The following is a 24,344-nucleotide window of genomic DNA, read 5'->3' as shown; positions in this document are numbered from 1 at the left end:
CCATCATGCCCGAGTCTTCTGCGTGTGTTCAAGCAATGGAAACCACGCTTTGGAAGTTGGACTTCGGGTTAACGGGTTAGAGCGATTCTGGCGCTAGTTTGAATTCACATTTTCGACGCGCTCCGCGCGCGGTACGTGAGGTGCCGCGGCCGGGCCCGTCTCCGGGATTTGGGAGGGACGGGATGGCCAAAACCGTCCTGATCGTGGAGGACAACGAGCTCAATATGAAGCTCTTTCGCGATCTGTTGGAAGCGCACGGCTATCAGACTTCGGGCACCAGCAATGGCTTCGAAGCGCTCGATCTCGTGCGCAAGCTGCGCCCCGATCTGATCCTGATGGATATTCAACTGCCTCAGGTTTCCGGCCTCGAGGTGACGCGCTGGATCAAGGACGATCCCGATCTGCGCACGATTCCGGTGGTCGCGGTCACCGCCTTCGCAATGAAGGGCGACGAAGAACGCATCCGCGAGGGCGGATGCGAAGCCTATTTGTCCAAGCCGATCTCGGTCGGCAAATTCATTGAGACTGTCCGACGCTTTATCGGATAGGGGAGTTGTGGTGCAATGTCCGCGCGTATCCTCGTCGTCGATGACGTTCCGGCGAACGTCAAGCTGTTGGAAGCCCGTCTGTCAGCCGAGTACTTCGATGTGCTGACCGCTTCCAATGGAACCGAGGCGCTGGAAATCTGCACTCGCGCGGAATGCGACATCATCCTGCTCGACGTCATGATGCCGGACATGGATGGATTCGAAGTCTGCCGCCGGCTGAAGTCGAATCCGGCGACCCATTTCATTCCCGTCGTCATCGTCACTGCGCTCGATAGTCCCGCCGATCGCGTGCGCGGTCTTGAAGCCGGCGCCGATGACTTCCTGACCAAGCCGGTGTCCGACGTCGTGCTGATCGCGCGCGTGCGCTCGCTGACGCGGCTGAAGATGATGACCGACGAACTGCGCATGCGCGTCATCACCTCGCTCGAGATCGGCATGCAGGCGCCGGAGCGCAGCGCGATCGCCGACAGGGGCACGGGCGGCCGCATCCTCCTGGTCGACGACCGGCCGTCGTCCTACGAGAAGCTGGCGCCGATCCTCTCCGCCGAGCACACCGTCGACGTCGAAATCAATCCGTCGGAAGCCTTGTTCCACGCCGCCGAGGGCAATTACGACCTCCTGATCGTGTCGCTCAGCCTCGACAATTACGACGGCCTGCGCCTGTGCAGCCAGGCTCGCTCGCTCGAGCGCACCCGCCAGGTGCCGATCCTCGCGATTTCGGATGCCGACAACAATGCGCGGCTGATGCGCGGGCTCGAGATCGGCGTCAACGACTATCTGCTGCGTCCGGTCGACAAGAACGAACTGCTGGCGCGTGCGCGCACCCAGATCCGCCGCCGCCGCTATACCGATCATCTGCGCGACAACGTGCAGAACTCGATCGAGATGGCGATCACGGATGCGCTGACCGGCCTGCATAACCGGCGCTACATGGAGAGCCACCTCGCGACCCTCGCGGAGCAGGCCTCGATCCGCGGCAAGCCGCTGGCGCTGATGATCCTCGACATCGACTACTTCAAGGCGATCAACGACACCTACGGCCACGATGCCGGCGACGACGTGCTGCGCGAATTCGCCGTCCGCATCCGCAAGTCGATCCGCGGCATCGATCTCGCCTGCCGCTATGGCGGCGAGGAATTCGTCATCGTGATGCCGGAGACCGACCTGCATGTCGCCGGCATGGTCGCCGAACGGCTGCGCCGCTCGATCGCAGGCGAGCCGTTTGCCGTCGACAAGGGCGGCAAGCGGATCACGGTGACGATCTCGATCGGGCTCACCACGCTGGAGCGCAAGGGCGAGCAGGTCACCGACGTGCTGAAGCGCGCCGATACTGCGCTCTATCGCGCCAAGCACGACGGCCGCAACCGCGTGGTTTCCGCCGCGGCGTAGCGCGCTTCACGCTCTCATCATCCGTCGTCATACCCCGCGAAAGCGGGGTATCGAGTACGCTGCGGCCTCTCGTTTCAGGCGACACCGCTCTGCAATACTGGATCACCCGCATTCGCGGGTGACGACAGGGTCCGCCAACCTAACGTCCGCGCTTCACTGCGTCATAGGCCATCCGCTTGAACTCGAACGCGAACGGATGGACGAACGCCATCTGGCGCTGCGCCATCATCACGCCGGCGATGCCCGTCTTTGGCGAAATCCACCACTGCGTGCCGGCGACGCCGCCCCAGTAAAACTCGCCGGCAGCGTCGGGGTGATCGATCGGTGAGGGGTTGAGGATCAGGCCACCGGCAAGCCCGTGCGCCTTGCCGGGTTGCTCGCCCATCATCGCGAAGCGGATCCACTGTCCTTCGGGCAACTGGTTGGACATCATCATTGCGATCGTGTCCGGCTTCAGCAGCGTCGGTCCGCCCGGCAGCAGGCTGCGGATCAGCGCGACCATGTCAGGCAGTGTCGATACCAGGCCGCCGCCGCCATTGAGCCTTGCGACCGGGCGCAGATAGGCACCGGGGAAGGGCGCATTGTCGGTGCGGGTGAGGCCCGGCTTCATCGGCTCCATCAGATCGGCACCCGCGTAATACGCGACAAGGCGCCCCTGATCCTGTTGCGGAATGACGAAGCCGGTATCGACCATGCCGAGCGGATCGAGGATGCGTGCCTTGATGAACTTGTCAAAGGTCTGGCCGCTGACGACTTCCACCAGGCGTGCGATCACGTCGATCGCGAGCGAGTATTCCCACGACGTGCCCGGCTGATAGATCAGCGGCAGATCGGCCAGCACATCTACCATCTCAGCCAAGGTCGTATTCGGATTGTGCACTCCGCGCTCGTTGAGCGCCTTGAAAATGACGGTGCCGGGATCGAAGAAACCGTAGCTCAAACCAGCGCTGTGGCTCAGCAATTGGCGGATGGTGATCGAACTCCCGGCCGGCTCGGTGTCATCGATCGACGTTGCGCCCGGCCGCAGCACTTTCCGGTTTCCGAGCTGCGGGATGAAGGTCTCGATCGGATCGTCAAGCCCGATGCGGCCTTCCTCGACCAGCAACAGCGCCGCGCAGGAGGTGATCAGCTTGGTGTTGGAGAAGACCCGGAAGATATGGTCGGTGCGCAGCGGAATCTGCGCTTCCTTGTCGGCCCATCCGACGCAAGAGACGTCGACGAGCTCGCGGCCGACCATGACCGCCGACGAGATGCCGGACAGGAGATTATTGTCGATATAGCGCTGCATGGCGGCGCGCGCCGGCGCGAAATCGTAGCCGGTGGCCGTCACCTTCAGATCTTCCATGGTCGTCCCCCTGTTGTGCCGCACGCTGTTCGCGCGGTCGTCAATCTCGCCGGACGGAATATCCAATCGGGAATGCCGTCACTTCGGTCAGGGCTAACAACCAAACCGGACTTCCGGACGCAACCGGATTTATCTGCTGCGTTTCTTGTGTGCAGGCGTGGTGCTGCCGACCTTGACCCTTGCGTTCGCCAGTAGCACGCGGGCGGCTTCTTTCGCCGCGCGCGCCATCGCGGGATCGTCGCGCACCAGGTCCTGCGCGATCGAGCCGTCGACCAGCAGCGTGAGCTGGGTCGCAAGCCCCTCGGCATCGGCGACGTCGAGTTGCCGCAGCAGATCGCGAAACCAGACCCGGCGGCTTTCCTTGAAGGCAATTGCGATGTTTCGGACGGTGCGATCCTCGTCCTCTGGACCAAGCTCCGCCACCGCGTTCACGAACGGGCAGCCGCGAAAATCCTTCGCCGAGAAGCGCCGCTCCAGCGAATCGAAGGTTGCGAGAATCTGCTCGGCCGGCGGCTTGTCGGAGGGGCGGGGCTGCACGAAGCGGCGCTGCAGATAGGCTTCGATCAGCGCGTCCTTCGACGGGAAGTGATTGTAGAGCGTGCGTTTGCTGATGCCGATCTCGGCCGCGATGGTGTCGACGCCGATGGCGCGAATGCCCTGCAGGTAGAACAGCTTGTCGGCGGTCTCGAGGATCCGCTCTTTCATGGTCTGTTTGGGAGGCGGGGAAGCCATGCGCCGGCCGTGATCCTCTTCGCTTGACAGGTCGCCCCCTGTATAGCCTAAGTACACAGGTCTGTGTAATCAAAACATGCGTGAATCGCAGGCCGTGGCACTCGTGCCGCGCCGTTCCGGGAGAACAAGAACAATGCCCCTGTTGCAGGTCCTGCGTCCCACGCTTCCCATTCTGATCGGTGCCTCCATCATGCTCACGCTGAGCATGGGGCTGCGGCAGAGCCTCGGCATCTTCATGCAGCCGCTGACGCACGACGTCGGTATTTCGATATCCCATTTCACCTTGGCGCTGGCGGTGCAGAATCTCGCCTGGGGCTTCCTGCAGCCGCTGGCGGGCGCGATGACGGTGCGTTACGGCTTCCGCCCGATCATGGTGGTCGGTGCGCTGGCCTATATCGCGGGCCTCGTGCTGATGACGACGGCGCATGGGCTCGTCGCCATCATGATCGGCGCCGGTGTGTTGATCGGCATTTCGCTCGCTTGCACCGCCAATGCGATCGCAATGTCGGTCGCGGCGCGCGCGGTGCCGGAGACGGTGCGCTCGACCGTGCTCGGCATGGTCTCCGCCGCGGGCTCGCTCGGCGCGCTGCTGTCGGCGCCGCTCGGCCAGATCCTCAATGAGGGTTTTGGCTGGCGCGTCGGGCTTGCCGGTTTTGTCATCCTGTCGATCGGGATGATTCCGGCCGCGCTGTACGCCGGAGGCGTCGACAAGATTCCGCTGCCGAAGCCCGCGGCCGATGATATCGGCAACGCCACCGCGGTGACCGCGGCCAAGACCGCGTTCGGCAACGCCTCCTTCGTGGTGATGACCTGCGCCTACATGGTCTGCGGCATGCAGCTGGTCTTTCTCACCACGCATCTGCCGTCGTATCTTGCGATTTGCGGGCTCGATCCGATGCTGAGCGCGCAGACTCTCGGCATGATCGGCGGCTTCAACGTGCTGGGCTCGCTGTTCTTCGGCTGGGCCGGCCAGCGCTGGAACAAGCTCGCGCTGCTCGGCGGGATCTACATCCTGCGCTCGCTGGCGCTCGCCTGGTACTTCATGCTGTCGGCAACGCCGGGATCGACACTGCTGTTCGGCGCCATCATGGGCTTCCTCTGGATGGGTGTCGGTCCGCTGGTGGCGGGCGCGGTGGCCGAGATGTTCGGGCTGCGCTGGCAGGCGATGATCCAGGGCCTCGCCTTCATGAGCCACCAGATCGGCAGCTTCCTCGGTGCCTATGGAGGAGGGGTGCTCTATGACACGCTCGGCTCCTACACCATGGCCTGGCGCATCGGCGTCGCGCTGGGTCTTGCCGGCGGCATCATCCAGCTCGCCTTCGCACTGATCCGCCCGGCGCAGCCCCCGCTGCTGAGAACGGCCTAGCTTCCGATCCCGGTAAGGTCGGCGACTGCCCCGTGCGCGGGCAGCCGCCGGTCGCTGCCTATTTTTTCACCGGTCGCTTGCCGCGAGAACGTGCAATGGAGCGCGATTCCATTCCGTGCGCAGATTGAAGTAACAGCGCTTTCAAAGCGTTACGCCGCACGCATCAGTGGCACGAATCTTGATTGAACGTGGCTAGAAAACGTGCCGGAAGCCGCCGCTGAGGTTTCCGGCCTGGGGACCCATGGGAAGGGCTGGCCGCGATGAGGCTAGTCGCCGTCACTCTCCAGCCATCTGCGCACGACGGCCTTCGCTGCGCCGCCGAGCAGGGGGCCCTTGTGCCTCATGTCAGGTCCAGTGCCGCCACGGCTTCGGTGTGTCGCGGCACCCGTATCGCGGCACATCGAGATATCCCGATAACCGAACACGCGGGTGGCCTCTCGGCGCTTACCGCGCCCGTCGCGCCCATTCCGAACCGCAGCATTTCTTGTGTGATGGGAGGAAGATGATGGAGTCTCGGATATACGCGCGCCAGAAGCTTGTGAGTATCGTGACCGCCCTGCTGGGAGTAGCGCTTCTTTGCCTGCTGTTCAGCGACCTGGCGCTGGCTGAGGACGCTGCGCCGCCGGCCTGCGGCGGCAAGATTCTCGAGAAGTGCACGCCGAATTCCGGCGACACCGCCTGGATGCTCACGTCAGTCGCGCTCGTCCTGATGATGACGATCCCGGGGCTCGGCCTGTTCTATGGCGGCATGGTGCGCAAGAAGAATGTCGGCGATACCGTGATGACCAGCTTCGCCGTCACCTGCCTGGTCACGATCCTGTTTGCCGTCCTCACCTACAGTCTGGCGTTTCGTGCCGGCACGCCGTTTATCGGCGGCCTTGATCGCCTGTTCCTCAAGGACATCCTGAGCGACATCGGCAAAGGTGGCATCGGCAATCCCAATCCGCTCGCTGCGACGATTCCTGAGTCTGTTTACATCTGCTTCCAGATGACGTTCGCCATCATCACGCCGGCGCTGATTGCCGGCGCGTTTGCCGAGCGGATGAAGTTCTCGGCGATGCTCTGGTTCATCGGGCTGTGGGCGATCTTCGTCTATGCGCCGATCGCGCATTGGGTTTGGGGGCCCGACGGCATCTTCTCGGCGGGTAACGACGCTGCGTATGTCAAAGTGCTCGATTTCGCCGGCGGCACTGTTGTGCATATCAACGCCGGCGTCGCGGGCCTGATGTGCGCGATCATGCTTGGCAAGCGCGTCGAAACCGGACCGGCGCACAACATGGTGCTGACATTCATCGGCGCCTCGCTGCTGTGGGTCGGCTGGTTCGGCTTCAACGCCGGCTCCGCCGTCACGGCGGGAATGCAGGCGGGCATGGCCATGCTGGTGACCCAGATCGCCACGGCGGTGGCGGGCTTCACCTGGATGCTGGTGGAATGGGCGTTGAAGGGCAAGCCGACCGTCGTCGGCATCTGCTCGGGTGCTGTCGCCGGCCTCGTTGCGATCACGCCGGCCTCCGGTTTCGTCGGGCCGGTCGGCGCTTTCGCCATCGGCATCGCCGCCGGTGTCTGCTGCTACTGGGGATGCACCGGCTTGAAGCGCATGTTCAGCTACGATGACGCGCTGGACTGCTTCGGCGTCCATGCCCTCGGCGGCATCGTAGGGGCGTTGCTGACCGGGGTGTTCGCGGTCGAGCAATATGGTGGAACGGCTGGCGTTCTGGAGGGGAACGTCGGGCAGTTCGTCAATCAATGCATCGGCGTCGCCACGGTTTTCGTGTATGATGCCGTCGTGAGCCTGATCATCCTGTTCGTGATCAATCTGTTCGTCGGGCTTCGCGTGACACGGGACATCGAGCGCGAAGGGTTGGATCTGGCACTGCACGGCGAGATCGTGCAGTAGACGGGGCGGCGTCCCGCAAAGGCCGGCGATCTTCGCCGGCCGGCGCGGATCAAAGCTGTTCGAGGTGATCCCATGAACTGGTTCTATTGGAACACAGCGTGGTCGCTGTTCTTCAGCCTCGTTTGGTTCATGACCATCACGCACAATGCAGATGCCCACATCGCAGATGCGCACCTGCGTGATGAGGCGTTCGGCGGCCGCTAGCTGCGGTAATAGCGCCACATTCTGAGGAACGTCCGATGGATTTCATCGGGCGCCCGGTCGAATGGCTCGAGATTGACGCGCACCACGCCACGATGGTCCATGCGCCAGGGCAGGCGCATCAGGAACCGATAGGCGGGCCGCTTGCGCCAATCGGCCACCAGTGCGCTGCCGAGCGGTCCGTTGAGCGCGATCTGCAATTCGTGAACGGTCATCGCGCGCTCGGCGATTTCGACGAGGTCGATGCGCGTGATGGCGCGCCAGCGGATCAGCCCGAAGGCCTGGATGAAGACGCCGTATTGGTTGGCCCCGATGGTCGGACGACCGGCCTCCAGCAGGGGGATGTTGTAATAGGTGAAGCCGACGGCGGCCGCCGCCGGCGCCAGCCAATAGATCGCGCCGGTGATCCAGCTCGCGGTCAGGAAGATCGCGGCCAGCGCGGCCGTGACATAAACCGGAAAGTAGATGTCCTCGCGGCCGTAGGCGACCGAGTAGCCGCCGACGTTTCCCTCGTCCAAGGTTGCGATCATGTGAGCCCTGCGCCCGGGACTTGTCCGGGAAGCATGAGGGATGACGCTTGGCTAGAAAGCAAAAACGGGGCCGCAAGGGCCCCGTTTGTAACGTCGGAAGCAGGCGATCTTACTTGATCTTGGCTTCCTTGAACTCGACGTGCTTGCGCGCGACCGGGTCGTACTTCTTCTTGACCAGCTTGTCGGTCATGGTGCGCGAATTCTTCTTGGCGACGTAATAGAAGCCGGTATCGGCCGTCGACACGAGCTTGACCTTGATGGTGACCGCTTTGGCCATGTGCAGAACCTCGAAAGTGCAGGGAATTCGGGAGCCGGCCAAATCGGCCCGCGTTTGGCCGGGAAACTAGCCGCAAACCGCCCAAAGTCAAGGATTTCTGAGCCAAAACCACCCCGATTCCGGGCCGATTAACCCTCGAAGAACTGATTTTTGGGTCGTGGCAGGCCCAAATTCTCCCGCAAGGTCCGTCCCTCGTATTCCGTGCGGAAGATTCCGCGCCTTTGCAGTTCCGGGACGACCTTGTCGACGAAGTCGAACAAGCCCTGCGGCAGATACGGGAACATGATGTTGAAGCCGTCGCTGCCGCGGCCGGTCAGCCATTCCTCCATCTGGTCGGCGATGGTCTGCGGCGTGCCGACGAAGGCGAGCCCGCCATAGCCGCCGACGCGCTGGGCGAGCTGGCGCACGGTGAGCTTGTCGCGCGCCGCGACCTCGACGAGGCGCTGCCGGCCACTCTTGCTGGCATTGGTTTCCGGTATCGGCGGCAGTTGACCATCGGGATCGAAGCCGGACGCATCGGTGCCGAGGATCACCGACAGCGAGGCGATCGCGCTGTCGTAGTGCACGCGGCTGTCGAGCAGCGCACGCTTCTCCTTGGCTTCCTCGACACTGTCGCCGACCACGACGAAGGCGCCGGGCAGGATCTTCAGATGCTCGGGATCGCGGCCGATCGTCTCCATGCGGCCCTTGATATCGGCATAGAGCTTCTGTCCGTCCGCGAGGCTGCCGCCGCCGGTGAACACGGCTTCCGCTGTCTCGGCTGCTAGCTGCCTGCCGTCATCGGATGCGCCGGCCTGCACGATGACAGGCCAGCCCTGCACCGGGCGCGCGATGTTCAGCGGGCCGCGGACCGAGAGATATTTGCCCTTGTGATTGAGCACATGCATCTTGTCGGGATCGACGAACAGCCCGGACTCGACATCGTACACGAAGGCGTCATCAGCGAATGAATCCCAGAGGCCGGTGACGACGTCGTAGAATTCGCGGGCGCGCTTGTAGCGCTCGGCATGCTCCATGTGATCGTCGAGGCCGAAATTCAGCGCCGCGTCCGGATTGGACGTGGTGACGATATTCCAGCCGGCGCGGCCACCCGAGATGTGGTCGAGCGAGGCGAAGCGCCGCGCGACGTGATAGGGCTCGTCGAAGGTGGTGGAGCCGGTCGCGATCAGGCCGATATTCTCGGTGACGGCCGAGAGCGCCGAGAGCAGGGTGAATGGCTCGAACGAGGTCACGGTGTGGCTGCGCTTCAGCGCATTGATCGGCATGTTCAGCACGGCCAGATGGTCGGCCATGAAGAAGGCGTCGAACTTGCCGGCCTCGAGCTTCCGGATCAGCTGCTTGATATGGTCGAAGTTGAAATTGGCGTCCGGCCAGGCCCCGGGATAGCGCCAGGCGCCGGTGTGGATGCTGATCGGCCGCATGAACGCGCCGAGCTTGAGTTGACGCTTCGCCATTGCCCCGTTCCGTCGTTGATGTCGTTGGGGGAAAAGATAGGGAGGCGTTTCGCGGCGCGCCATCGGGAAGATTATTTTGTTTTTGCGGGCCCTCTCGACATCGTCATTCCGAGGCGGCGCGAAGCGACGAACCCGGAATCTCGCGCCACAGATCCAGATTCCGGGTGCGATACTGCGCATCGCCCCGGAATGACGAGTCTCATACTACGCCCCCAAGACGTCCTTGTGCATCTTGCCACCGTAGAAATGGAAGAACGGCACCGGCGCGTCGTGGCGGAGCGGGCCGGTGGCGAGACGGCGGTCGAGCTCGGCGAGCACGTTCTTGGTCATGGCATGCGCGTCCGCGAGCGGCTCGGAGCCGATCTCGACCCAGACCAGCTCGACCAGTTCGGCATCGGCATGCACCACGCCTTCGACACGGTGTGCGATCGTCGAGGCATCGGCAGTGAAGAAGCGCGTGTCGAAGCGGCGGACGCGGCCGGGCGGGGTGATCGCGCGCGCGATCAGGAACAGGCCGGACGGATCGGGCAGGAGACCTGCGTCGGCGAATGGCGCCCAGGGACCGTCGAGCTTCTGTGACTTCTCGACCTTGCGGCCGAGGCAGAGCCCGGTCTCTTCGCAGGCTTCGCGGATCGCGGCATTGGCGAGTGCGCGCGCGCGGCCGGGCGTGATCTTCGGGCTGCCTTTCAGGAGATTGGCTTCGAGCTCCGGCGTGATCGGTGCTGCGACCGGCACGCGGTTGTCGGCCTTGTCGACGCGGCCGCCGGGGAAGACAAACTTGCCCGGCATGAACACGACCTTGTCGTGGCGCTTGCCGACCAGCACCTTCGGCTTGGCGCCGGAGCGATCAATCAGGATCAGCGTCGCCGCATCCTTCGGCCGGAAATACGCGTGATGATCGGCTTCTTTTTCCCCTTGGTGAACGGCAGCGGCAGCTTCAGTCATTTCATCCCTTTCATTTCTTCTTGTGGTCCGGTTTAGCTAGACCGGCGGGATGTCGCTAGGGGGATTCTCGTCAAAACCATGCATGCGCAGGGCCCATTGCAAGCCGATCACGGCTCCCTTCACCGGCTGCAGCAGGGCCAGCGATGCGAACAGCGTGAGCGGCAGATAGATCGCAAGTTGCAGCCACACCGGTGGCGAATAGTTGGTCTCGATCCACAGCGCGGTCGGTACCACGATATGGCCGACAATGACGATGACCAGATAGGCAGGCAGATCGTCGGCGCGATGCGGTGTGAAATCGAGGTCGCAGACCGGGCAATGGCCGTCGCATTTGAGAAACTTGCGGAACAGCTTGCCTTTGCCGCAGCGCGGGCAGCGGCCAAGGAACCCGCGCCTCATCGCGCTCCAAACGTCGCGCTTCTCGGGCTCAGCCGCGTCGCGAGTCCAGACCACCGTCGGGGGTGTCACTTCCATGACTGGCCTCGCTTCGATTTGCCGGACTTCTGCGTCGGCGGCTTGCGGCCCTTCTTGTTGCGCGCTTTCCGTTCCTCGTGTGCCTTGCCAGGTCCTTTACCTGGTCCCGTGCCGTGTCCCTTGCCGTGTCCCTTGCCAAACGCTGCGGCGGGAGGCTCGGCTCTTGCGCCGTCGCGTTTTCTGCTCCGCGGAATTGCCTGACCGCCGGATAATAGCTCAAAGCGCAGCGCGCCCGCCACCGGCGCGGCCTCGACCAGACGCACGTCGACGACATCGCCGAGCCGATACATGGTTCCGCTGCGCGAGCCGATCAGCGCGTGGCGCGTTTCGTCGTAGTTGAAATATTCACTGCCGATGGTGCGGATCGGGATCAGGCCGTCGGCTCCGGTATCGTCGAGCTTCACGAACAGGCCGGCTCGCGTCACGCCGGAAATGCGGCCCTGGAACGAAGCGCCGACGCGATCGGCAAGGAAATGCGCGATCAGCCGGTCGGTGGTCTCGCGCTCCGCCTTCATCGCGCGGCGCTCGGTGACGGAAATCTGCGCGGCGATCTCGGCCAGCGTCTCCACGCTCTCGTCGGTCGGCAAGGCGCCTTCGCCAAGGCCGAGCGCGCGGATCAGCGCGCGATGCACGATCAGATCGGCGTAGCGGCGGATCGGCGAGGTGAAGTGTGCATAGCGGCGCAGGTTCAAGCCGAAATGGCCGTAGTTCTCGGCGGAGTATTCGGCCTGCGCCTGCGAACGCAGCACCACCTCATTGACCAGCGGTTCGTAATCCTCGCCGGCGACCTGTGCCAGCACGCGATTGAATTGCGAGGGACGCAGCGCGCCCGACTTGGTGAAGGGCAGGTCGAGCGTCTTCAGAAATTCCTGGAGGTTGTGGACCTTCTCCTGGCTCGGCTCGTCATGCACGCGGTAGATCAGCGGCAGCGCCTTCTTCTCCAGCATCTCGGCCGCGGCGACGTTGGCCAGGATCATGAACTCCTCGATCAACCGGTGCGCATCGAGCCGCTGCGGCACGATCACCCGATCGACGGTGCCGTCCGGCTTCAGGAGGATCTTGCGCTCGGGCAGATCGAGATCGAGCGGATCGCGCTCGTTGCGTGCGAGCCTGACCAGCTCATAGGCCGACCACAGCGGCTTCAGGATCGGGTCGAGCAGGGGACCGGTGGTGTCATCGGGCCTGCCGTCGATCGCGGCTTGCGCCTGCGCGTAATTGAGCTTCGCGGCCGAGCGCATCAGCACGCGATGAAACGTATGCGAGCGCTTGCGGCCGTCGGCGCCGATCACCATGCGCACCGCGAGTGCGCCGCGTGGTTCGCCCGGCACCAGCGAGCAGAGATCGTTGGAGATGCGCTCGGGCAGCATCGGCACCACGCGATCGGGGAAGTATACCGAGTTGCCGCGCTGGAGCGCGTCGCGGTCGAGCGCCGAGCCGGGCCGCACATAGAAGGCGACGTCGGCGATCGCGACATGGACGATGAAGCCGCCCCTGTTGTTGGGATCGGGGTCGACCTCCGCATGCACGGCGTCGTCGTGATCCTTGGCATCCGGCGGGTCGATGGTGACGAGCGGCACGTCGCGCCAGTCCTCGCGGCCCTGCAGCGTCGCTGGCTTTGCGTCTTCGGCTTCACGCAATGCGGAGGGGGAGAAGACCTGCGGGATGTCGTGGGTGTTGATTGCGATCAGGCTGATCGCCTTCTCGCTCGCGATCGAGCCGAGCCGCTCCTTGACGCGGGCGGAGGCGAGCCCATAGCCGCGGGTGCGGATCAGGTCGACGCTGATGAGGTCGCCGTCCTCGGCGTCGCCGCTGTCGGCCTTGGCGATGTTGAGCTCGCGGCCGGCCTGCTTCTTGTCGACCGGGATCAGGCGCCCGCCGCCATCAGGGTTCTTGCGGAAGATGCCGAGGATGCGGGTACGCCCGTGATCGATCACCTTGATGACGCGGCCGCGATAGGGCGTGCCGTCGTGCTCGTCCGTCACCTCGACCCGCAGCAGCGCGCGGTCACCGACGCCGGCCGTGGTGCCGGGCTTCGGCCGCCGCGGCGTCTCGATGCGGATTTTCGGGGCGGCGCCGTCTTCTTCCGTGTCCCACTCGGCGGGCGAGGCGATCAGTTCGCCGTCGCTGTCGCGGCCGGTGATGTCGGCAAGCACGGTCGGCGGCAGCGCCGCCGGCTCGTGAACCTTGCGGCCGCGCTTGGCGACCGTGCCGTCGTCGGCGAGTTCGCGCAGGAGCCGCTTCAGCTCGATGCGGTCGGCGTTCTTCAGGCCGAACTCGCGCGCGATCTCGCGGGTGCCGACCTTGCCTGGATTGGCGCGAATGAAGGCGACGATGGCATCCCGGCCCGGAAAGCCATGTCCGGGTTTTCGTTTCACTTATCCTCGTGCCTTGCCGGCGCTCTTCTTGGCGGGCGCTTTCGCTGGTGCCGATGACTTCGCAGCCGTGGTCTTTGTAGCCGATGTCTTGGCGCTGGAGGCGACCGGCGCGCGCGCCTTGCTGGTCGCATCCGATTTCGGTTTCGCTGCGGCCTTCTTGGACGCAGCCTTCTTGGCGGGCTTGGCCTCGCTATCGCCATCGGCTGTTTCAGCTTTGGACTTCGCGGGCTTTGCCGTTTTCGCTTTCTTGGCCTTTGCCTTGCCGCCGCCCTTGGCCGCGCGCTCGTCGATCAGCGCGATCGCTTCCGCGAGCGTGATCTGGTCGGGGGTGCGGTCGCTCGGGATCGTCGCGTTGACGCCGCCGGCCGCAACATAGGCGCCGTAGCGGCCGTTCTTCAACGCGACTGCGCCGAGCGTCGGGTGATCGCCGAGCGGCTTGCCGGGATCGGCGCCGAAGCGGCGGCCGCTCGGGCCCTTCGCGATCTTCTCCGCGATCAGCGTGACGGCGCGGTTCAGCCCGATATCGAAGACCTCGTCGCCGGCCTCGAGGCTGGCATAGGTCTTCTCGTGCTTCACGAACGGCCCGAACCGGCCGAGGCCGGCTGTGATCGGCTGCCCGGTTTCCGGATGCTTGCCGATCTCGCGCGGCAGCGACAACAGCTTCAGCGCCAGTTCGAGATCGACATCGGCAGGTGAGGTGCCCTTCGGAATGCCCGCGCGCTTCGGCTTCTCGCCTTCGGCGTAATCTTTCTGCTCGCCGAGCTGGATGTAAGGGCCAAAGCGGCCCGCCTTCACCGTGACATCGAACCCGGTGTCGGGATCGGTGCCGAGCACGCGATCGGCGCTCTCGGCGCTGTCGGCCGCGAGCGGACGGGTGTAACGGCATTCCGGATAGTTCGAGCAGCCGACAAAGGCCCCGAACTTGCCGGCCTTGAGGTTAAGCCGGCCGGTGCCGCAGGTCGGGCATTGCCTGACGTCGCCGCCATCCGCGCGCGGCGGATAGATATGCGGGCCGAGCATCTCGTCGAGCGCATCGAGCACTTCGGCGACGCGGAGGTCCTTGATGTCGTTGACCGCGCCGATGAAGCCGAGCCAGAAATCCTGCAACACCTGCTGCCAGGCGATCTCGTTGTTGGAAATCCGGTCAAGCTGTTCCTCGAGATCGGCGGTGAAGTCGTACTCGACATAGCGCGCGAAGAAGTTTTCCAGGAACGCGACCACGACGCGGCCCTTGTCCTCGCCGTGCAACCGCTTCTTCTCGAGCTTGACGTAGCCGCGGTCCTTCAGCACCTGCAGGATCGAGGCGTAGGTCGAGGGACGGCCGATGCCGAGCTCTTCCATCCGCTTCACCAGCGAGGCTTCGGAGAAGCGCGGCGGCGGCTCGGTGAAATGCTGGGTGACGGCAAGGCTCTGGCGCTTCACGGCTTCGCCCTGGCTCATCGCGGGCAAGCGGCGCGAATCCTCGTCCTCCTCGTCGTCACGGCTTTCCTGGTAGAGCGCGAGGAAGCCGTCGAACTTGATGACCTGTCCGGAGGCGCGCAGCTCCAGCACGCGGGCGCCGGCCCTGGCCTCGATGTCGACGGTGGTGCGCTCGAGTTCAGCCGACTCCATCTGGCTCGCAATGGTGCGCTTCCAGATCAGCTCGTAGAGCCGCGCCTGATCGGTATCGAGCCTTCGGCCGATGGTGGCCGGGCGACGCGACAGATCGGTCGGGCGGATCGCTTCGTGCGCTTCCTGCGCGTTCTTGGCCTTGGCCTGGTACTGGCGCGGAGCGTCGGGCACATAGGCGTTGCCGTAGTCCTCGCCGATCACCTTGCGCGCCTGGGTGACCGCGGACGGATCGATCTGCACGCCGTCAGTTCGCATATAGGTGATGAGGCCGGTGGTTTCGCCGCCGATGTCGATGCCTTCATACAGCCGCTGCGCGATGCGCATGGTATGCGCCGGCGCGAAGCCGAGCTTGCGGCTTGCTTCCTGCTGCAGGGTCGAGGTGGTGAAGGGCGCCTGCGGATTGCGCCGCGCCGGCTTGGCCTCGACGGTCGCAACCTTGAAGAGTGCGGCCTCGATCGCCTTCTTGAAATCCTCGGCTTCCGCACCGGACCCGATGTCGAGCCGCGCAATCTTCTTGCCGTCGGCGCCGACCAGCCGCGCCTCGAAGGCCTCGCCGCGCGGCGTCAGCAGCGTCGCGACCAGCGACCAGTACTCCCGGGCCACGAACTTCTCGATCTCGAGCTCGCGGTCGCAGACCAGCCGCAGCGCGACCGACTGCACGCGGCCGGCGGAGCGGGCGCCGGGCAATTTGCGCCACAGCACGGGCGAGAGGGTGAAGCCGACCAGATAGTCCAGCGCGCGGCGCGCCATATAGGCGTCGACCAGCGCGCCATCGATCTGGCGCGGCGCCTTCATGGCGTCAGTGACCGCCTGCTTGGTGATGGCGTTGAACACCACGCGCTCGACCTTCTGGTCCTTCAGCGCGCGCTTCTCCTTCATCACCTCCAGCACGTGCCAGGAGATCGCTTCGCCCTCGCGATCAGGGTCGGTTGCCAGAATCAGGCGGTCGGCCCCCTTGAGCGCCTTGGCGATGTCGTTCAGCCGGCTCGCAGCCTTGGCATCGACCTCCCAGATCATCTGGAAATTGGCGTCGGGATCGACGGAACCGTTCTTGGCCGGGAGGTCGCGAACATGGCCGAACGACGCCAGGACCTCGTAGGAGGACCCCAGATATTTGTTGATCGTCTTGGCCTTGGCCGGCGACTCCACAATGACGATATTCATGTCATTCCAATATCTTATGGGAAAACTTGAAGGCGGGTTCCGCTAGACTCGCGGCCCGCCATGTCGGGGCGAACATGGGTGCTGGGGCGGCCCCTGTCAAATCGCCAGATATTGAAAGGAGCGCTCAAGCTCTGAAGTTTTGATCCCAAGGGTTGAAAAATGCGTCCTAGAGTTGCGGCCGGATAGGGCGTATCTCTTTATATATTGGGTGGGAATCGGATTAGGCCTTTTGAGCAGTACAGGGGCGGGCGGAAGCGCAAGGCGTCCGGCCGGCGGCGACCGGCGGACGACTGGACAGCTGGGGAGGGCGGCCCGGATGACGCCCTGGTCCTGATCGCAGCCGCCGCGACCGAACTCGCCAAACTCGCCCAGCGCCACAAATTCGAAGTCCTGGACCGTCTGCTCGCGATGACCCGGCTGGAGACCGACGAGCAGCTGCGCACGCGCAGCCGGCGAAGTTGTCGCGATGGCACGGCCGTCATTGCGAGGAGTGACAGCGACGATAGCCAAGCCCTCGGTGTCATCACCCGCGCATGCGGGTGATCCAGTATTCCAGAGACAGCAGTGCTTGAATTGAGAAGCCGCGGCGTACTGGGCGGATTCGCCCGGTCGAGCCGGGCGACGACAGGTACAAATGGTGGAATGGATACGGGTTCTCGCTTCGCGAGCCCTCAGGTGCGCAATTGCCTCGCCACCTTCCGCACAGGCCGCAGTTTCAATGTCGTGTCCGCCACACCCAGCACGCGTCCGTCCTGCGAAAGCAGCGCGAGCTTCTTTACCGGTCTGCCCTTGTCGCGGTCGACCAGCATGGTCGCGATCTCGTCCGGATGCTCGTCGAACTCCTCGGTCCACTGCCGGAGCGCGACCAGGATCGGAAAGATGCCGTGGCCCTTCGGTGTCAGAACATATTCCTGATAGGCGCTGCCGTCGGAAGCGGGGACCGTCTTCAGAATGCCGCGCTCGACCAGCGTGCGCAACCGGGTGGCGAGGATGTTCTTTGCCAGCCCGAGGCTGGCCTGGAATTCGCCGAAGCGGCGCCGGCCGAGGCTGGCGTCGCGGATGATCAGCAGCGACCACCAGTCGCCGAACACGTCGAGTGCGCGTGCCACCGGACAGCTGTCGCCTGCAAGGCTGGTTCTCTTCACCACGCATCTCCGGAAATCTAATGCGCGCTGAAGCGCGCACTAGATTCTTGCTTGAGCATGATCTCTCCGGAAAACCGCTTCGCACTTTTCCGGATCATGCTTGGCCATCACGGCCTTGTGTGGTTGCAATATTAAACCTCATGGCCTAGGTAGACAACGAAGTTTAATAATGCAACCAACTGGAGGCGGGCATGAGACTGGCAAACAAGACGGCGTTGATCACCGGCGGCAACAGCGGCATCGGGCTTGCGACGGCAAAGCTGTTCGTGGCCGAGGGCGCCAAGGTCGTCATCACCGGACGCAACAAGGAGACGCTTGCGGCGGCGGCCAGGGAGCTCGGACCGAACGCACTCGCTGTGGTCGCCGATGCCACCGACGTCGCGGCGCTGGAAGCCGCGGTGAAGCAGGGCGCCGAGAAGTTCGGCAAGTACGATGTGCTGTTCGCCAATGCCGGCATTCCCGGCCAGACGCCGGTCGGCGGCACCACACTTGCCGCGTTCGAGAATGTGATCCGCACCAATCTCACCGGCGTGTTCTTCACCGTGCAGGCGGTCGCGCCCTATCTGAACGATGGCGCGTCGATCATCCTCAACGGCTCGGTGATTTCGGTGCTCGGCAATCCCGGCTACTCGGCCTATGCCGCGAGCAAGGCCGGCGTGCGCGCGATGGCGCGGGTGATGGCGTCAGAACTGTCGCCGCGCAACATCCGTGTCAACGTGGTGGCGCCGGGCGCCGTGCGCACGCCGATCTGGGGCGCCGCGATCGCAACGCCCGAGGCCGAAAAGGCATTCGAGCAGCGGATCGGCAAGACCACGCCGCTCGGACGGATCGGCGAGCCCGATCATATTTCGAAGACCGTGCTGTTCCTGGCGTCCGATGACGCGGCGCATGTGCAAGGGCAGGAGCTGTTCATCGATGGCGGTGCAACGGCGTCGCCCGCCGGCGCGCCGATCTATCGCGGCTAAATTGTTTCTCATTGTAACGAAGGGCCGGTGTGAAATGGATCATACCGGCCGTTTTCGCGCGGGACTATTGTTGCACGCAATAAGCGCGCTGACGTCTGACTGAATCGTCATCACGTTTTAGCTTCTTGTTTGAGCATGATCTTTCCGGAACCGCTTCGCACTTTTCCGGACCATGCTTGTGGCATTGAACCTTTGGCGGACTGCCCGGACTCCTGAATGGGCGGGGAATTTTTCACCACGGAATCATTTGGAGTGCCGTTATGCCGAAAGCAGCCCGCATTTCGACGCCGATCCCAGTTTCATCCGCTTCCGAAACTTCGGACACGGCACAATTTGTGACCGTCGCGCTGTTTTCCGGCATCGGCCTGTTGGTTTCGCTGGTCGCCGTTATCCTCGGCATTCAAGGCGTCTGGTTCTGAGGCAACAACCACAACTGTCATACCCCGCGCATGCGGGGTATCCAGTACGCCGCGGCCCATCGGTTCGTGACGACCGTCTCTGGAATACTGGGTCACCCGCCTTCGCGGGTGACGACAGCGGTTCTGGAACTAGGCGGCGTTCAGGCTGCCGGCGGCCTGCAACGCGCCCGCAACCGCCTTTTCGCGATGTTCGGGGCCGACCTGGATGCCGTCGGCAGGGATGAATTCGACGTTTTTGACACCCATGAAGCCGAACACCCCACGCAGATAGCTCTCAAGATGTTCAAGCGCGGCCATCGGCGTGTCGGCGCCGTAATAGCCGCCGCGCGAGATCGCGATGATAATGCGCTTGTTGCCGGCCAGTCCCTCGACGCCGGTGGCGCCGTATTTGAAGGTCTTGCCCGCAATCAGGACGCGGTCGATCCAGGCCTTGAGCTGGCTCGGAATCGTGAAATTGTACATCGGCGCGCCGATCACGACGATATCGGCGGCGAGGAACTCGTCCAGCACCGCCTGGCCGGTCGCGATGTCATCGCGCACCGACGGGTCCGGCGCCGCGCCCTGGCTGGCGGCGAGGTGCAGGCCGGAGAGGTGGGCGAGCGGGGTCTGGGTGAGATCGCGGTAACTCACGACAAGACCGGGGTTGGCCTGGCGCAGCCGCTCGACGGCGGCGGCGGAGATCTGGCGGCTGACGGAGTGGGGGCCGAGGACCGAGGAGTCGATGTGCAGAAGTTTCATGGCTGGGGTCACCGTTGGTATAGGTTTGTAACTGGCGCTATATGAGTGACCGCCTTAAATGTCCGCAAGAACGCACATTTTTGAAACCCGAGCACACCGATGAGACCTGAGAACATCCATGTGACTGACCTGCCGCCCAATCCCGCGGAGCATCAGGACTGCCGCGGGGTGGCATCCGTACTGTCGCGCGTCGGCGACAAATGGAGCGTGCTGGTCATCATGCTGCTGCGGGATGGACCGCGCCGCTTCAACGAACTGAAGCGCATGGTCAACGGCATCTCGCAGCGCATGCTGACATTGACCTTGCGCGGGCTGGAGCGCGACGGGCTGGTGACGCGCACTGTGTTTCCGACCATTCCGCCGCGGGTCGATTACGAGCTGACCGACCTCGGACGCGGGCTCGCCGTGCCGGTGATGGCGCTCGGCGAATGGGCGTTCGCGCATCTGCCGGAGATCGAGGGCGCGCGAAACAATTTCGATGCGCGCAATGGCTGATTAGATCATCGACACCAGACCGCCGCCGTGACGCTCGAGCTTGCCGGCGAGCTCGAGCTCCAGCAGCACCGCGCGCACGACAGCGGGCGAGACATCGGCCATCCGGATCAGATCGTCGAGGCTGATCGGGCTCGGCCCGAGCAGATTGATGATGCGGGCGCGATCGGGCGCACCGGTGGCAAAATCCAGCGGCTCATCCTCCTCGCGCGCGCCGAGCATCACTGGCCGCGCCATGATCGGCGTCACCGCGCTGATGACGTCGGCGGCTTCGGTGACCAGCGTGGCGCCCTGCTTGATCAGGTCGTTGGCGCCGGCGGCGCGCGGATCGATCGGCGAGCCCGGCACCGCGAACACCTCGCGGCCCTGTTCGGCCGCCATCCGCGCCGTGATCAGCGAGCCCGAGCGGTGCGCGGCTTCGACGACCACGACACCGAGCGATGCGCCCGAGATCAGCCGGTTGCGGCGGGGGAAGTCGCGCGCCCGCGGCACATGGCCGAGCGGCATCTCCGAGATCGCCGCGCCGTGTTCGAGCAGGGCGGCCAGCAAATCCTCGTGCTCCGGCGGATAGATCTTGTCGTGGCCGCCGGCGAGCACGGCGACCGTGCCGCTTGCGACGGTCGCGCGATGCGCGGCCTGATCGATGCCGCGGGCCAGGCCGGAGATCACGACAAAACCGGCGTCGCCGAGGTCGCGCGCGAGGGATCCGGCAAATTTCAGCCCGGCGCCGGAGGCATTGCGGGAGCCGACGATCGCGATCATCGGTCGCATCAGGGTGTCGCGTGCGCCGCGCACCGCAAGCAGGGGCGGTGCATCGTCGATGGTGGCAAGCCGCGCCGGATAATGGGCCTCTTCCGGCGCGACGAGATCGATGCCGAACCTGCGGCAGGCCGCGAGCTCCGCAGCGGCGTCGGCCGCGCTGCAGATTCGCCCGGGCCCCGACGCGCCGCCGCGGCGCGCCAGATCCGGCAGGCGCTCCAGCGCCTGCGCCGCATCGCCAAAATGGCGGAGCAGCGATGCAAAGGTGCGAGGGCCCGGTATTATGGCGCAAACGCCACAAGCCCGGTTGAATATCAGATCATCTTGAAATGCTTAAAGGCATCCAAGATGGCCACGCGTCTTTGAGGCGGGCAAGGTTGCTCCCTAGATGCGGGGTCGATGCGGTTGGGCGCGTCTCTCATTGGTAGGCCGCAATCGGACTTCACATGCGCAATCCAGCAAGTCTTGGCCGCGAAGCCATGCTTTGCCTTGATCCACTTCGCTATATCTGCGTAAGACGCCATCGTTGGCTCCTGTGCTAGATTTCCTCCAATACTACTTGCTCAAGCTCCAACGCTGCAACGCACGCAAGAAAGAAGATCGCCGTAAACGATCCTCGTTTCAGCTTCATTGTGATCCCGGCTTCGGTCTCATCCTTGAGGCCGTGCTTCTTCAGCCGCTTGGCCAAGTCGGCATAGGTGACGTCGGCTTTCTTCATTTCCGCCTTGAGGAAGGCGCTGGCACGTTGGCCCCATTCCTCTTCCGCCTTGGGTAGGACCATGGCATCTCCTATCGATTCCGTGAGCTAACAAATATGATAGACCGGCATTGACTTCCGGTCAAACGGATCATATCCGTTAGCTATCACATTCGATAGGATGCGGCAATGCGCGGGAGACCGACGAAGGACCCTCACACCCGCCCGGCCATCAACACCCTTGAACGGCTCCATATGGAGCTGGGCGGGCAGATACTGGCGAACCGGCAACAGCATGACGCCTTGAGTGAGCAAATGCGGCACGTCGAGGCCGTCATCAAGATGCTGGACCCGACGTACAACCTGGGACGGATCGCGGTGAAGCGGCGCAAGCCTAACCCGTGGTTCAAGCGCGGCACCCTCTACAGGCGGGCGCTGGACGTGCTCAGGACAGCCACGGAGGCGATGACCACCACGGAGCTGGCGAAGGCGGTTCTCGCTGCCCATGGCGTGCAGGACGCCTCTGGCGACGACGTGCAGGGCATCGCGCTGGGTATCCAGCACAGCCTCAAGAACCATGAAGGAAAGGGCGTACAGCGGGTTGGTGAGGCCACCCCGGCGCGATGGTCTCTCGTTGCCGGTGGGTAACTCAGCCAAAAGGTCAGTTGCGTTAACCATATTTGACTGCGAATCTGCCAGTATTGGTTGTATTGCATTGAAGGAAACGCGTTGTGACTATTGCTTCGTGCTATTTGTCTCCCGAGGGGGTTGTATTAGGTGCAGATAGCACGTCGACCTATTTTACCGCTTCCGGACCCCATTATTTCAATCACGGCCAAAAGTTATTTGAGATCGGCGTGGACAGCACGCTCGGTATCGTGACATGGGGGCTCGGCGGCCTTGCCGTCAGTAGCCACCGAATGCTTGTTGCTGCCCTCGCCGACGATCTAAGGAAGAAGAAGGCCGCATCGGTCGCCGAAGTTGCGACACGCTGGTGCCAGCAGTTTTGGAAGGCTTACTCAAACGCAATGTCTAACGACATTGCTCAATGCGAGGCTCTTTCAAAACTGCATCCATACGATCCTTTGAGCGTTCCGCCGAAATCCAACTCCAGAACCAAGGACCAAGAGACGCAGTTCATAAGGCTTCGTAATATGCTGCGGGTAGGCTTCTGTTTGGGCGGCCATGTGCTACCTGATCGCACCCCGCACGCCTTCCAAACCCTCTTCGATGCACTCGATGGGCAACCCCCAACGCCCACGGAAATCCCCATGGGGAAGCACCGCTTTTGGGGTGTGCCCAACATGTCGGCTCGGCTACTCAACGGCTACGATGATAATCTCCGTAAGGCGATCTTGAGTTCTGGAAAATGGGTTGGAACGGAAGCCGACCTTGATAATGTCTTGAAAAAACAATCGCTTACCCATCCGCCAGCGCCAATGCGGGATGCGGTCGATTTCACGTACTCTTGTATCCTTTCGACCATCAAGGCGTTGAAATTTTCAGAGTACGCTCAAACCTGTGGCGGTCCTATTGAGATTGCTGTAATCACCGTCGACCGGCCATTCAGGTGGGTGCGTCACAAAGAGTGGGATGCAGCTATCACTGAGGGAGACCCATAATGCCGGATAAAACGCGTGCGGGAGCTGAGCCCTTGGACACCAATTTTACTACGGACATTAAGCTGGAAGCAGCGACTGTCGACCCGTCGACTTCGACGCAGGACGCGACCGCAGTGCTTGGCGACGCGCATTCCTATGTAGAAGTTCAGGCGGGCGATTACTCGCTGGCGGCCTATTGCAATCAAGCCAGCGATTAATTGCCTATGTGGCGTTGCCAATAGCCAGTAAAGTCGGCGCTCCTGCCACGTTTGAGCGCAAGCGCCGCAATGCGGTTCACCTGATCTCCGTTCGAGACGCGACGGTTGTCCTCACGCCATGAGGACTCCTGCGCGTACCGGAGGAGATACGAACCGGCGATGTGGTGGTGAATTCCGATCTCTGCACGTCGCAGGCGGGAAAAGTATTCCTCAGCCATGTTAGTGCACGCGCCATCGAGGCTGTATGCCTCCTGATGGTTGATTCTTTTGACCTCGAAACGCTCATGTAAGTTGTCCCATGAGGCCGCTTCATCCGCATGCACAACCGTTCCCTTCGCGATGCGCGCGCGAATGAACGAGGCGGCTTGGCTTTCCGAATTGAACACTGCCGGAACGGAGTTGCCATCGCGCTCCCGGACTATCACTACAACTTTGCGCTTGCCGTTCTGGTTCCTAGCGAAGCGGCGGTCGATACGATCCGCCTTCATATTGGCGGGCTTCACGTAGCCGCCGAAATAGCCGCCATCGACCTCGGCAACCTTGCCTTCGCCGCCGACGACACGGCCTTTCATTTCCTCAGCCATCGCCTCACGGAGCTTGTGTAGGAGGACGAAGGCAGACTTGTAGGACAGGCCCAGGTCGCGGCTGAGGGCCAGCGCGGACTTGCCCTTCACTTCGTTGCAGAACACGGCAATGGCCGCCAGATAGCCGCGCAGAGGCAGCTTGTGGCTGGCGAACAGGGTGCCGGACGTGATGGTGAAGTCCTTCTTGCAGCCCTTGCAGCGAAAGCGCAGGGAGCCGTTCGGACGGCGGGCTTCGTAAGCCTCTACGGAGCCGCAGGAAGGGCATACGGGAGCGCCAGCGGTATCAGCCCAACGAATAGCCTTGAAGGCCGTCTCGGCTTCCGCATCAGTCATGCGGAAGACCTGAGCTAGGCTCAGGGTCTTTGCCGCTTTGCTGAGAAGGAAGTGTTGGGACACAGCCGCTACCTAACGAATACGA

The 24,344-nt window shown here is 63.5% G+C and carries 24 protein-coding genes and 1 pseudogene; 11 read left to right on the top strand and 14 right to left on the bottom strand.

Annotation, left to right across the window (positions count from 1 at the left end):
• Window positions 1-182: 182 nt before the first annotated feature.
• Window positions 183-548: a response regulator gene (locus tag ABIB78_RS18490; RefSeq protein ID WP_016845968.1), complete on the top strand. Its 366-nt coding sequence runs from the start codon at window positions 183-185 to the stop codon at window positions 546-548.
• Between the two features lie 15 nt (window positions 549-563).
• Window positions 564-1,937 (top strand): PleD family two-component system response regulator, encoded by a 1,374-nt coding sequence (locus tag ABIB78_RS18485; RefSeq protein ID WP_429027085.1) that lies wholly within the window; start codon window positions 564-566, stop codon window positions 1,935-1,937.
• A 139-nt stretch (window positions 1,938-2,076) separates the two neighbouring features.
• On the opposite strand, the gene ABIB78_RS18480 is transcribed toward ABIB78_RS18485, so the two are convergent.
• Together ABIB78_RS18480 and ABIB78_RS18475 are read right to left on the bottom strand one after the other, a co-directional pair.
• Entirely contained in the window at window positions 2,077-3,282 is a 1,206-nt protein-coding gene (locus tag ABIB78_RS18480; RefSeq protein WP_429027083.1) for a serine hydrolase domain-containing protein, read from the bottom strand.
• Window positions 3,283-3,411: 129 nt separating this feature from the next.
• Window positions 3,412-4,014, bottom strand: a complete 603-nt coding sequence (locus ABIB78_RS18475; RefSeq protein WP_429027081.1) for a TetR/AcrR family transcriptional regulator — start codon at window positions 4,012-4,014, stop codon at window positions 3,412-3,414.
• A 133-nt stretch (window positions 4,015-4,147) separates the two neighbouring features.
• Here ABIB78_RS18475 and ABIB78_RS18470 point away from each other — a divergent pair, with 133 nt between their 5' ends.
• The 3 genes from ABIB78_RS18470 to ABIB78_RS18460 all read left to right on the top strand — a co-directional run bounded on the left by ABIB78_RS18470 (window position 4,148) and on the right by ABIB78_RS18460 (window position 7,481).
• Window positions 4,148-5,380: an MFS transporter gene (locus ABIB78_RS18470; protein WP_429027079.1), complete on the top strand. Its 1,233-nt coding sequence runs from the start codon at window positions 4,148-4,150 to the stop codon at window positions 5,378-5,380.
• Window positions 5,381-5,882: 502 nt separating this feature from the next.
• Complete coding sequence (locus ABIB78_RS18465) at window positions 5,883-7,277, top strand: ammonium transporter (RefSeq protein ID WP_429027077.1); 1,395 nt, start codon at window positions 5,883-5,885, stop codon at window positions 7,275-7,277.
• A 72-nt stretch (window positions 7,278-7,349) separates the two neighbouring features.
• A complete protein-coding gene (locus tag ABIB78_RS18460) occupies window positions 7,350-7,481 on the top strand; it encodes a hypothetical protein (RefSeq protein WP_429027076.1) in 132 nt (43 codons plus the stop codon).
• On the opposite strand, the gene ABIB78_RS18455 is transcribed toward ABIB78_RS18460, so the two are convergent.
• The 8 genes from ABIB78_RS18455 to ABIB78_RS18420 all read right to left on the bottom strand — a co-directional run bounded on the left by ABIB78_RS18455 (window position 7,478) and on the right by ABIB78_RS18420 (window position 17,456).
• The gene (locus ABIB78_RS18455) at window positions 7,478-8,008 is read right to left on the bottom strand and encodes a hypothetical protein (RefSeq protein WP_429027074.1); all 531 of its coding nucleotides are present in this window, start codon (window positions 8,006-8,008) and stop codon (window positions 7,478-7,480) included. The two genes, ABIB78_RS18460 and ABIB78_RS18455, sit on opposite strands and share 4 nt — an antisense overlap.
• A 109-nt stretch (window positions 8,009-8,117) precedes the next feature.
• Complete coding sequence (rpmG, locus tag ABIB78_RS18450) at window positions 8,118-8,285, bottom strand: 50S ribosomal protein L33 (protein WP_018271988.1); 168 nt, start codon at window positions 8,283-8,285, stop codon at window positions 8,118-8,120.
• A 128-nt stretch (window positions 8,286-8,413) separates the two neighbouring features.
• Window positions 8,414-9,739, bottom strand: a complete 1,326-nt coding sequence (locus tag ABIB78_RS18445; RefSeq protein WP_429027071.1) for an LLM class flavin-dependent oxidoreductase — start codon at window positions 9,737-9,739, stop codon at window positions 8,414-8,416.
• A gap of 204 nt (window positions 9,740-9,943) precedes the next feature.
• Window positions 9,944-10,684, bottom strand: coding sequence for an NUDIX hydrolase (locus tag ABIB78_RS18440; RefSeq protein ID WP_429027069.1), 741 nt, complete (start codon window positions 10,682-10,684; stop codon window positions 9,944-9,946).
• 36 nt (window positions 10,685-10,720) lie between these two features.
• Window positions 10,721-11,158 (bottom strand): DUF983 domain-containing protein, encoded by a 438-nt coding sequence (locus ABIB78_RS18435; RefSeq protein ID WP_429027067.1) that lies wholly within the window; start codon window positions 11,156-11,158, stop codon window positions 10,721-10,723.
• Window positions 11,149-13,533 carry a ribonuclease R gene (gene rnr, locus ABIB78_RS18430; RefSeq protein ID WP_429027066.1) on the bottom strand — a complete coding sequence of 795 codons (2,385 nt, stop codon included), beginning with the start codon at window positions 13,531-13,533 and terminating at the stop codon, window positions 11,149-11,151. Before rnr ends, ABIB78_RS18435 begins: the two co-directional genes overlap by 10 nt.
• Window positions 13,534-16,308 (bottom strand): type I DNA topoisomerase, encoded by a 2,775-nt coding sequence (gene topA / locus ABIB78_RS18425; protein WP_429027064.1) that lies wholly within the window; start codon window positions 16,306-16,308, stop codon window positions 13,534-13,536. It lies immediately after the preceding gene.
• A 671-nt stretch (window positions 16,309-16,979) separates the two neighbouring features.
• Window positions 16,980-17,456 (bottom strand): winged helix-turn-helix transcriptional regulator, encoded by a 477-nt coding sequence (locus ABIB78_RS18420; protein WP_429027061.1) that lies wholly within the window; start codon window positions 17,454-17,456, stop codon window positions 16,980-16,982.
• Window positions 17,457-17,644: 188 nt separating this feature from the next.
• On the opposite strand from ABIB78_RS18420, the gene ABIB78_RS18415 reads away from it, so the two are divergent.
• Complete coding sequence (locus ABIB78_RS18415) at window positions 17,645-18,418, top strand: SDR family NAD(P)-dependent oxidoreductase (protein ID WP_229168015.1); 774 nt, start codon at window positions 17,645-17,647, stop codon at window positions 18,416-18,418.
• 260 nt (window positions 18,419-18,678) lie between these two features.
• Window positions 18,679-18,837, top strand: coding sequence for a hypothetical protein (locus tag ABIB78_RS18410; RefSeq protein ID WP_429027059.1), 159 nt, complete (start codon window positions 18,679-18,681; stop codon window positions 18,835-18,837).
• 129 nt (window positions 18,838-18,966) lie between these two features.
• On the opposite strand, the gene ABIB78_RS18405 is transcribed toward ABIB78_RS18410, so the two are convergent.
• A complete protein-coding gene (locus tag ABIB78_RS18405; protein WP_429027056.1) occupies window positions 18,967-19,575 on the bottom strand; it encodes an FMN-dependent NADH-azoreductase in 609 nt (202 codons plus the stop codon).
• Between the two features lie 99 nt (window positions 19,576-19,674).
• Between ABIB78_RS18405 and ABIB78_RS18400 the strand changes: the two genes are divergently transcribed.
• Entirely contained in the window at window positions 19,675-20,070 is a 396-nt protein-coding gene (locus tag ABIB78_RS18400; protein WP_429027053.1) for a winged helix-turn-helix transcriptional regulator, read from the top strand.
• On the opposite strand, the pseudogene dprA reads toward ABIB78_RS18400, so the two are convergent.
• Both dprA and ABIB78_RS18390 read right to left on the bottom strand, forming a co-directional pair.
• Window positions 20,071-21,102, bottom strand: a pseudogene (gene dprA, locus ABIB78_RS18395) (DNA-processing protein DprA); the annotation flags it as partial.
• Window positions 21,103-21,364: 262 nt separating this feature from the next.
• Window positions 21,365-21,607, bottom strand: a complete 243-nt coding sequence (locus ABIB78_RS18390) for a DUF6471 domain-containing protein (protein WP_429027052.1) — start codon at window positions 21,605-21,607, stop codon at window positions 21,365-21,367.
• 105 nt (window positions 21,608-21,712) lie between these two features.
• Here ABIB78_RS18390 and ABIB78_RS18385 point away from each other — a divergent pair, with 105 nt between their 5' ends.
• From ABIB78_RS18385 to ABIB78_RS18375, 3 genes are all read left to right on the top strand, one after another.
• A complete protein-coding gene (locus ABIB78_RS18385) occupies window positions 21,713-22,171 on the top strand; it encodes a hypothetical protein (protein WP_429027050.1) in 459 nt (152 codons plus the stop codon).
• 83 nt (window positions 22,172-22,254) lie between these two features.
• Window positions 22,255-23,145 carry a hypothetical protein gene (locus ABIB78_RS18380; protein WP_429027047.1) on the top strand — a complete coding sequence of 297 codons (891 nt, stop codon included), beginning with the start codon at window positions 22,255-22,257 and terminating at the stop codon, window positions 23,143-23,145.
• Window positions 23,145-23,342 (top strand): hypothetical protein, encoded by a 198-nt coding sequence (locus ABIB78_RS18375; RefSeq protein WP_429027045.1) that lies wholly within the window; start codon window positions 23,145-23,147, stop codon window positions 23,340-23,342. Before ABIB78_RS18380 ends, ABIB78_RS18375 begins: the two co-directional genes overlap by 1 nt.
• On the opposite strand, the gene ABIB78_RS18370 is transcribed toward ABIB78_RS18375, so the two are convergent.
• Entirely contained in the window at window positions 23,339-24,322 is a 984-nt protein-coding gene (locus ABIB78_RS18370) for an IS1595 family transposase (protein WP_429027044.1), read from the bottom strand. The two genes, ABIB78_RS18375 and ABIB78_RS18370, sit on opposite strands and share 4 nt — an antisense overlap.
• Between the last annotated feature and the right edge of the window lie 22 nt (window positions 24,323-24,344).

Source organism: Bradyrhizobium sp. I1.14.4, from assembly GCF_050435825.1.
Taxonomy (GTDB): domain Bacteria; phylum Pseudomonadota; class Alphaproteobacteria; order Rhizobiales; family Xanthobacteraceae; genus Bradyrhizobium.
This window is presented reverse-complemented; position numbering and strand designations above follow the sequence as displayed.

What these genes read in the sequence shown, in the direction of transcription:
- ABIB78_RS18490 (WP_016845968.1), top strand. Translation starts at nt 183, where the DNA reads ATGGCCAAAACCGTCCTGATCGTGGAGGACAACGAGCTCAATATGAAG.
- ABIB78_RS18485 (WP_429027085.1), top strand. Translation starts at nt 564, where the DNA reads ATGTCCGCGCGTATCCTCGTCGTCGATGACGTTCCGGCGAACGTCAAG.
- ABIB78_RS18480 (WP_429027083.1), bottom strand. Translation starts at nt 3,282, where the DNA reads ATGGAAGATCTGAAGGTGACGGCCACCGGCTACGATTTCGCGCCGGCG.
- ABIB78_RS18475 (WP_429027081.1), bottom strand. Translation starts at nt 4,014, where the DNA reads ATGGCTTCCCCGCCTCCCAAACAGACCATGAAAGAGCGGATCCTCGAG.
- ABIB78_RS18470 (WP_429027079.1), top strand. Translation starts at nt 4,148, where the DNA reads ATGCCCCTGTTGCAGGTCCTGCGTCCCACGCTTCCCATTCTGATCGGT.
- ABIB78_RS18465 (WP_429027077.1), top strand. Translation starts at nt 5,883, where the DNA reads ATGATGGAGTCTCGGATATACGCGCGCCAGAAGCTTGTGAGTATCGTG.
- ABIB78_RS18460 (WP_429027076.1), top strand. Translation starts at nt 7,350, where the DNA reads ATGAACTGGTTCTATTGGAACACAGCGTGGTCGCTGTTCTTCAGCCTC.
- ABIB78_RS18455 (WP_429027074.1), bottom strand. Translation starts at nt 8,008, where the DNA reads ATGATCGCAACCTTGGACGAGGGAAACGTCGGCGGCTACTCGGTCGCC.
- rpmG (WP_018271988.1), bottom strand. Translation starts at nt 8,285, where the DNA reads ATGGCCAAAGCGGTCACCATCAAGGTCAAGCTCGTGTCGACGGCCGAT.
- ABIB78_RS18445 (WP_429027071.1), bottom strand. Translation starts at nt 9,739, where the DNA reads ATGGCGAAGCGTCAACTCAAGCTCGGCGCGTTCATGCGGCCGATCAGC.
- ABIB78_RS18440 (WP_429027069.1), bottom strand. Translation starts at nt 10,684, where the DNA reads ATGACTGAAGCTGCCGCTGCCGTTCACCAAGGGGAAAAAGAAGCCGAT.
- ABIB78_RS18435 (WP_429027067.1), bottom strand. Translation starts at nt 11,158, where the DNA reads ATGGAAGTGACACCCCCGACGGTGGTCTGGACTCGCGACGCGGCTGAG.
- topA (WP_429027064.1), bottom strand. Translation starts at nt 16,308, where the DNA reads ATGAATATCGTCATTGTGGAGTCGCCGGCCAAGGCCAAGACGATCAAC.
- ABIB78_RS18415 (WP_229168015.1), top strand. Translation starts at nt 17,645, where the DNA reads ATGAGACTGGCAAACAAGACGGCGTTGATCACCGGCGGCAACAGCGGC.
- ABIB78_RS18410 (WP_429027059.1), top strand. Translation starts at nt 18,679, where the DNA reads ATGCCGAAAGCAGCCCGCATTTCGACGCCGATCCCAGTTTCATCCGCT.
- ABIB78_RS18405 (WP_429027056.1), bottom strand. Translation starts at nt 19,575, where the DNA reads ATGAAACTTCTGCACATCGACTCCTCGGTCCTCGGCCCCCACTCCGTC.
- ABIB78_RS18400 (WP_429027053.1), top strand. Translation starts at nt 19,675, where the DNA reads ATGAGACCTGAGAACATCCATGTGACTGACCTGCCGCCCAATCCCGCG.
- ABIB78_RS18390 (WP_429027052.1), bottom strand. Translation starts at nt 21,607, where the DNA reads ATGGTCCTACCCAAGGCGGAAGAGGAATGGGGCCAACGTGCCAGCGCC.
- ABIB78_RS18385 (WP_429027050.1), top strand. Translation starts at nt 21,713, where the DNA reads ATGCGCGGGAGACCGACGAAGGACCCTCACACCCGCCCGGCCATCAAC.
- ABIB78_RS18375 (WP_429027045.1), top strand. Translation starts at nt 23,145, where the DNA reads ATGCCGGATAAAACGCGTGCGGGAGCTGAGCCCTTGGACACCAATTTT.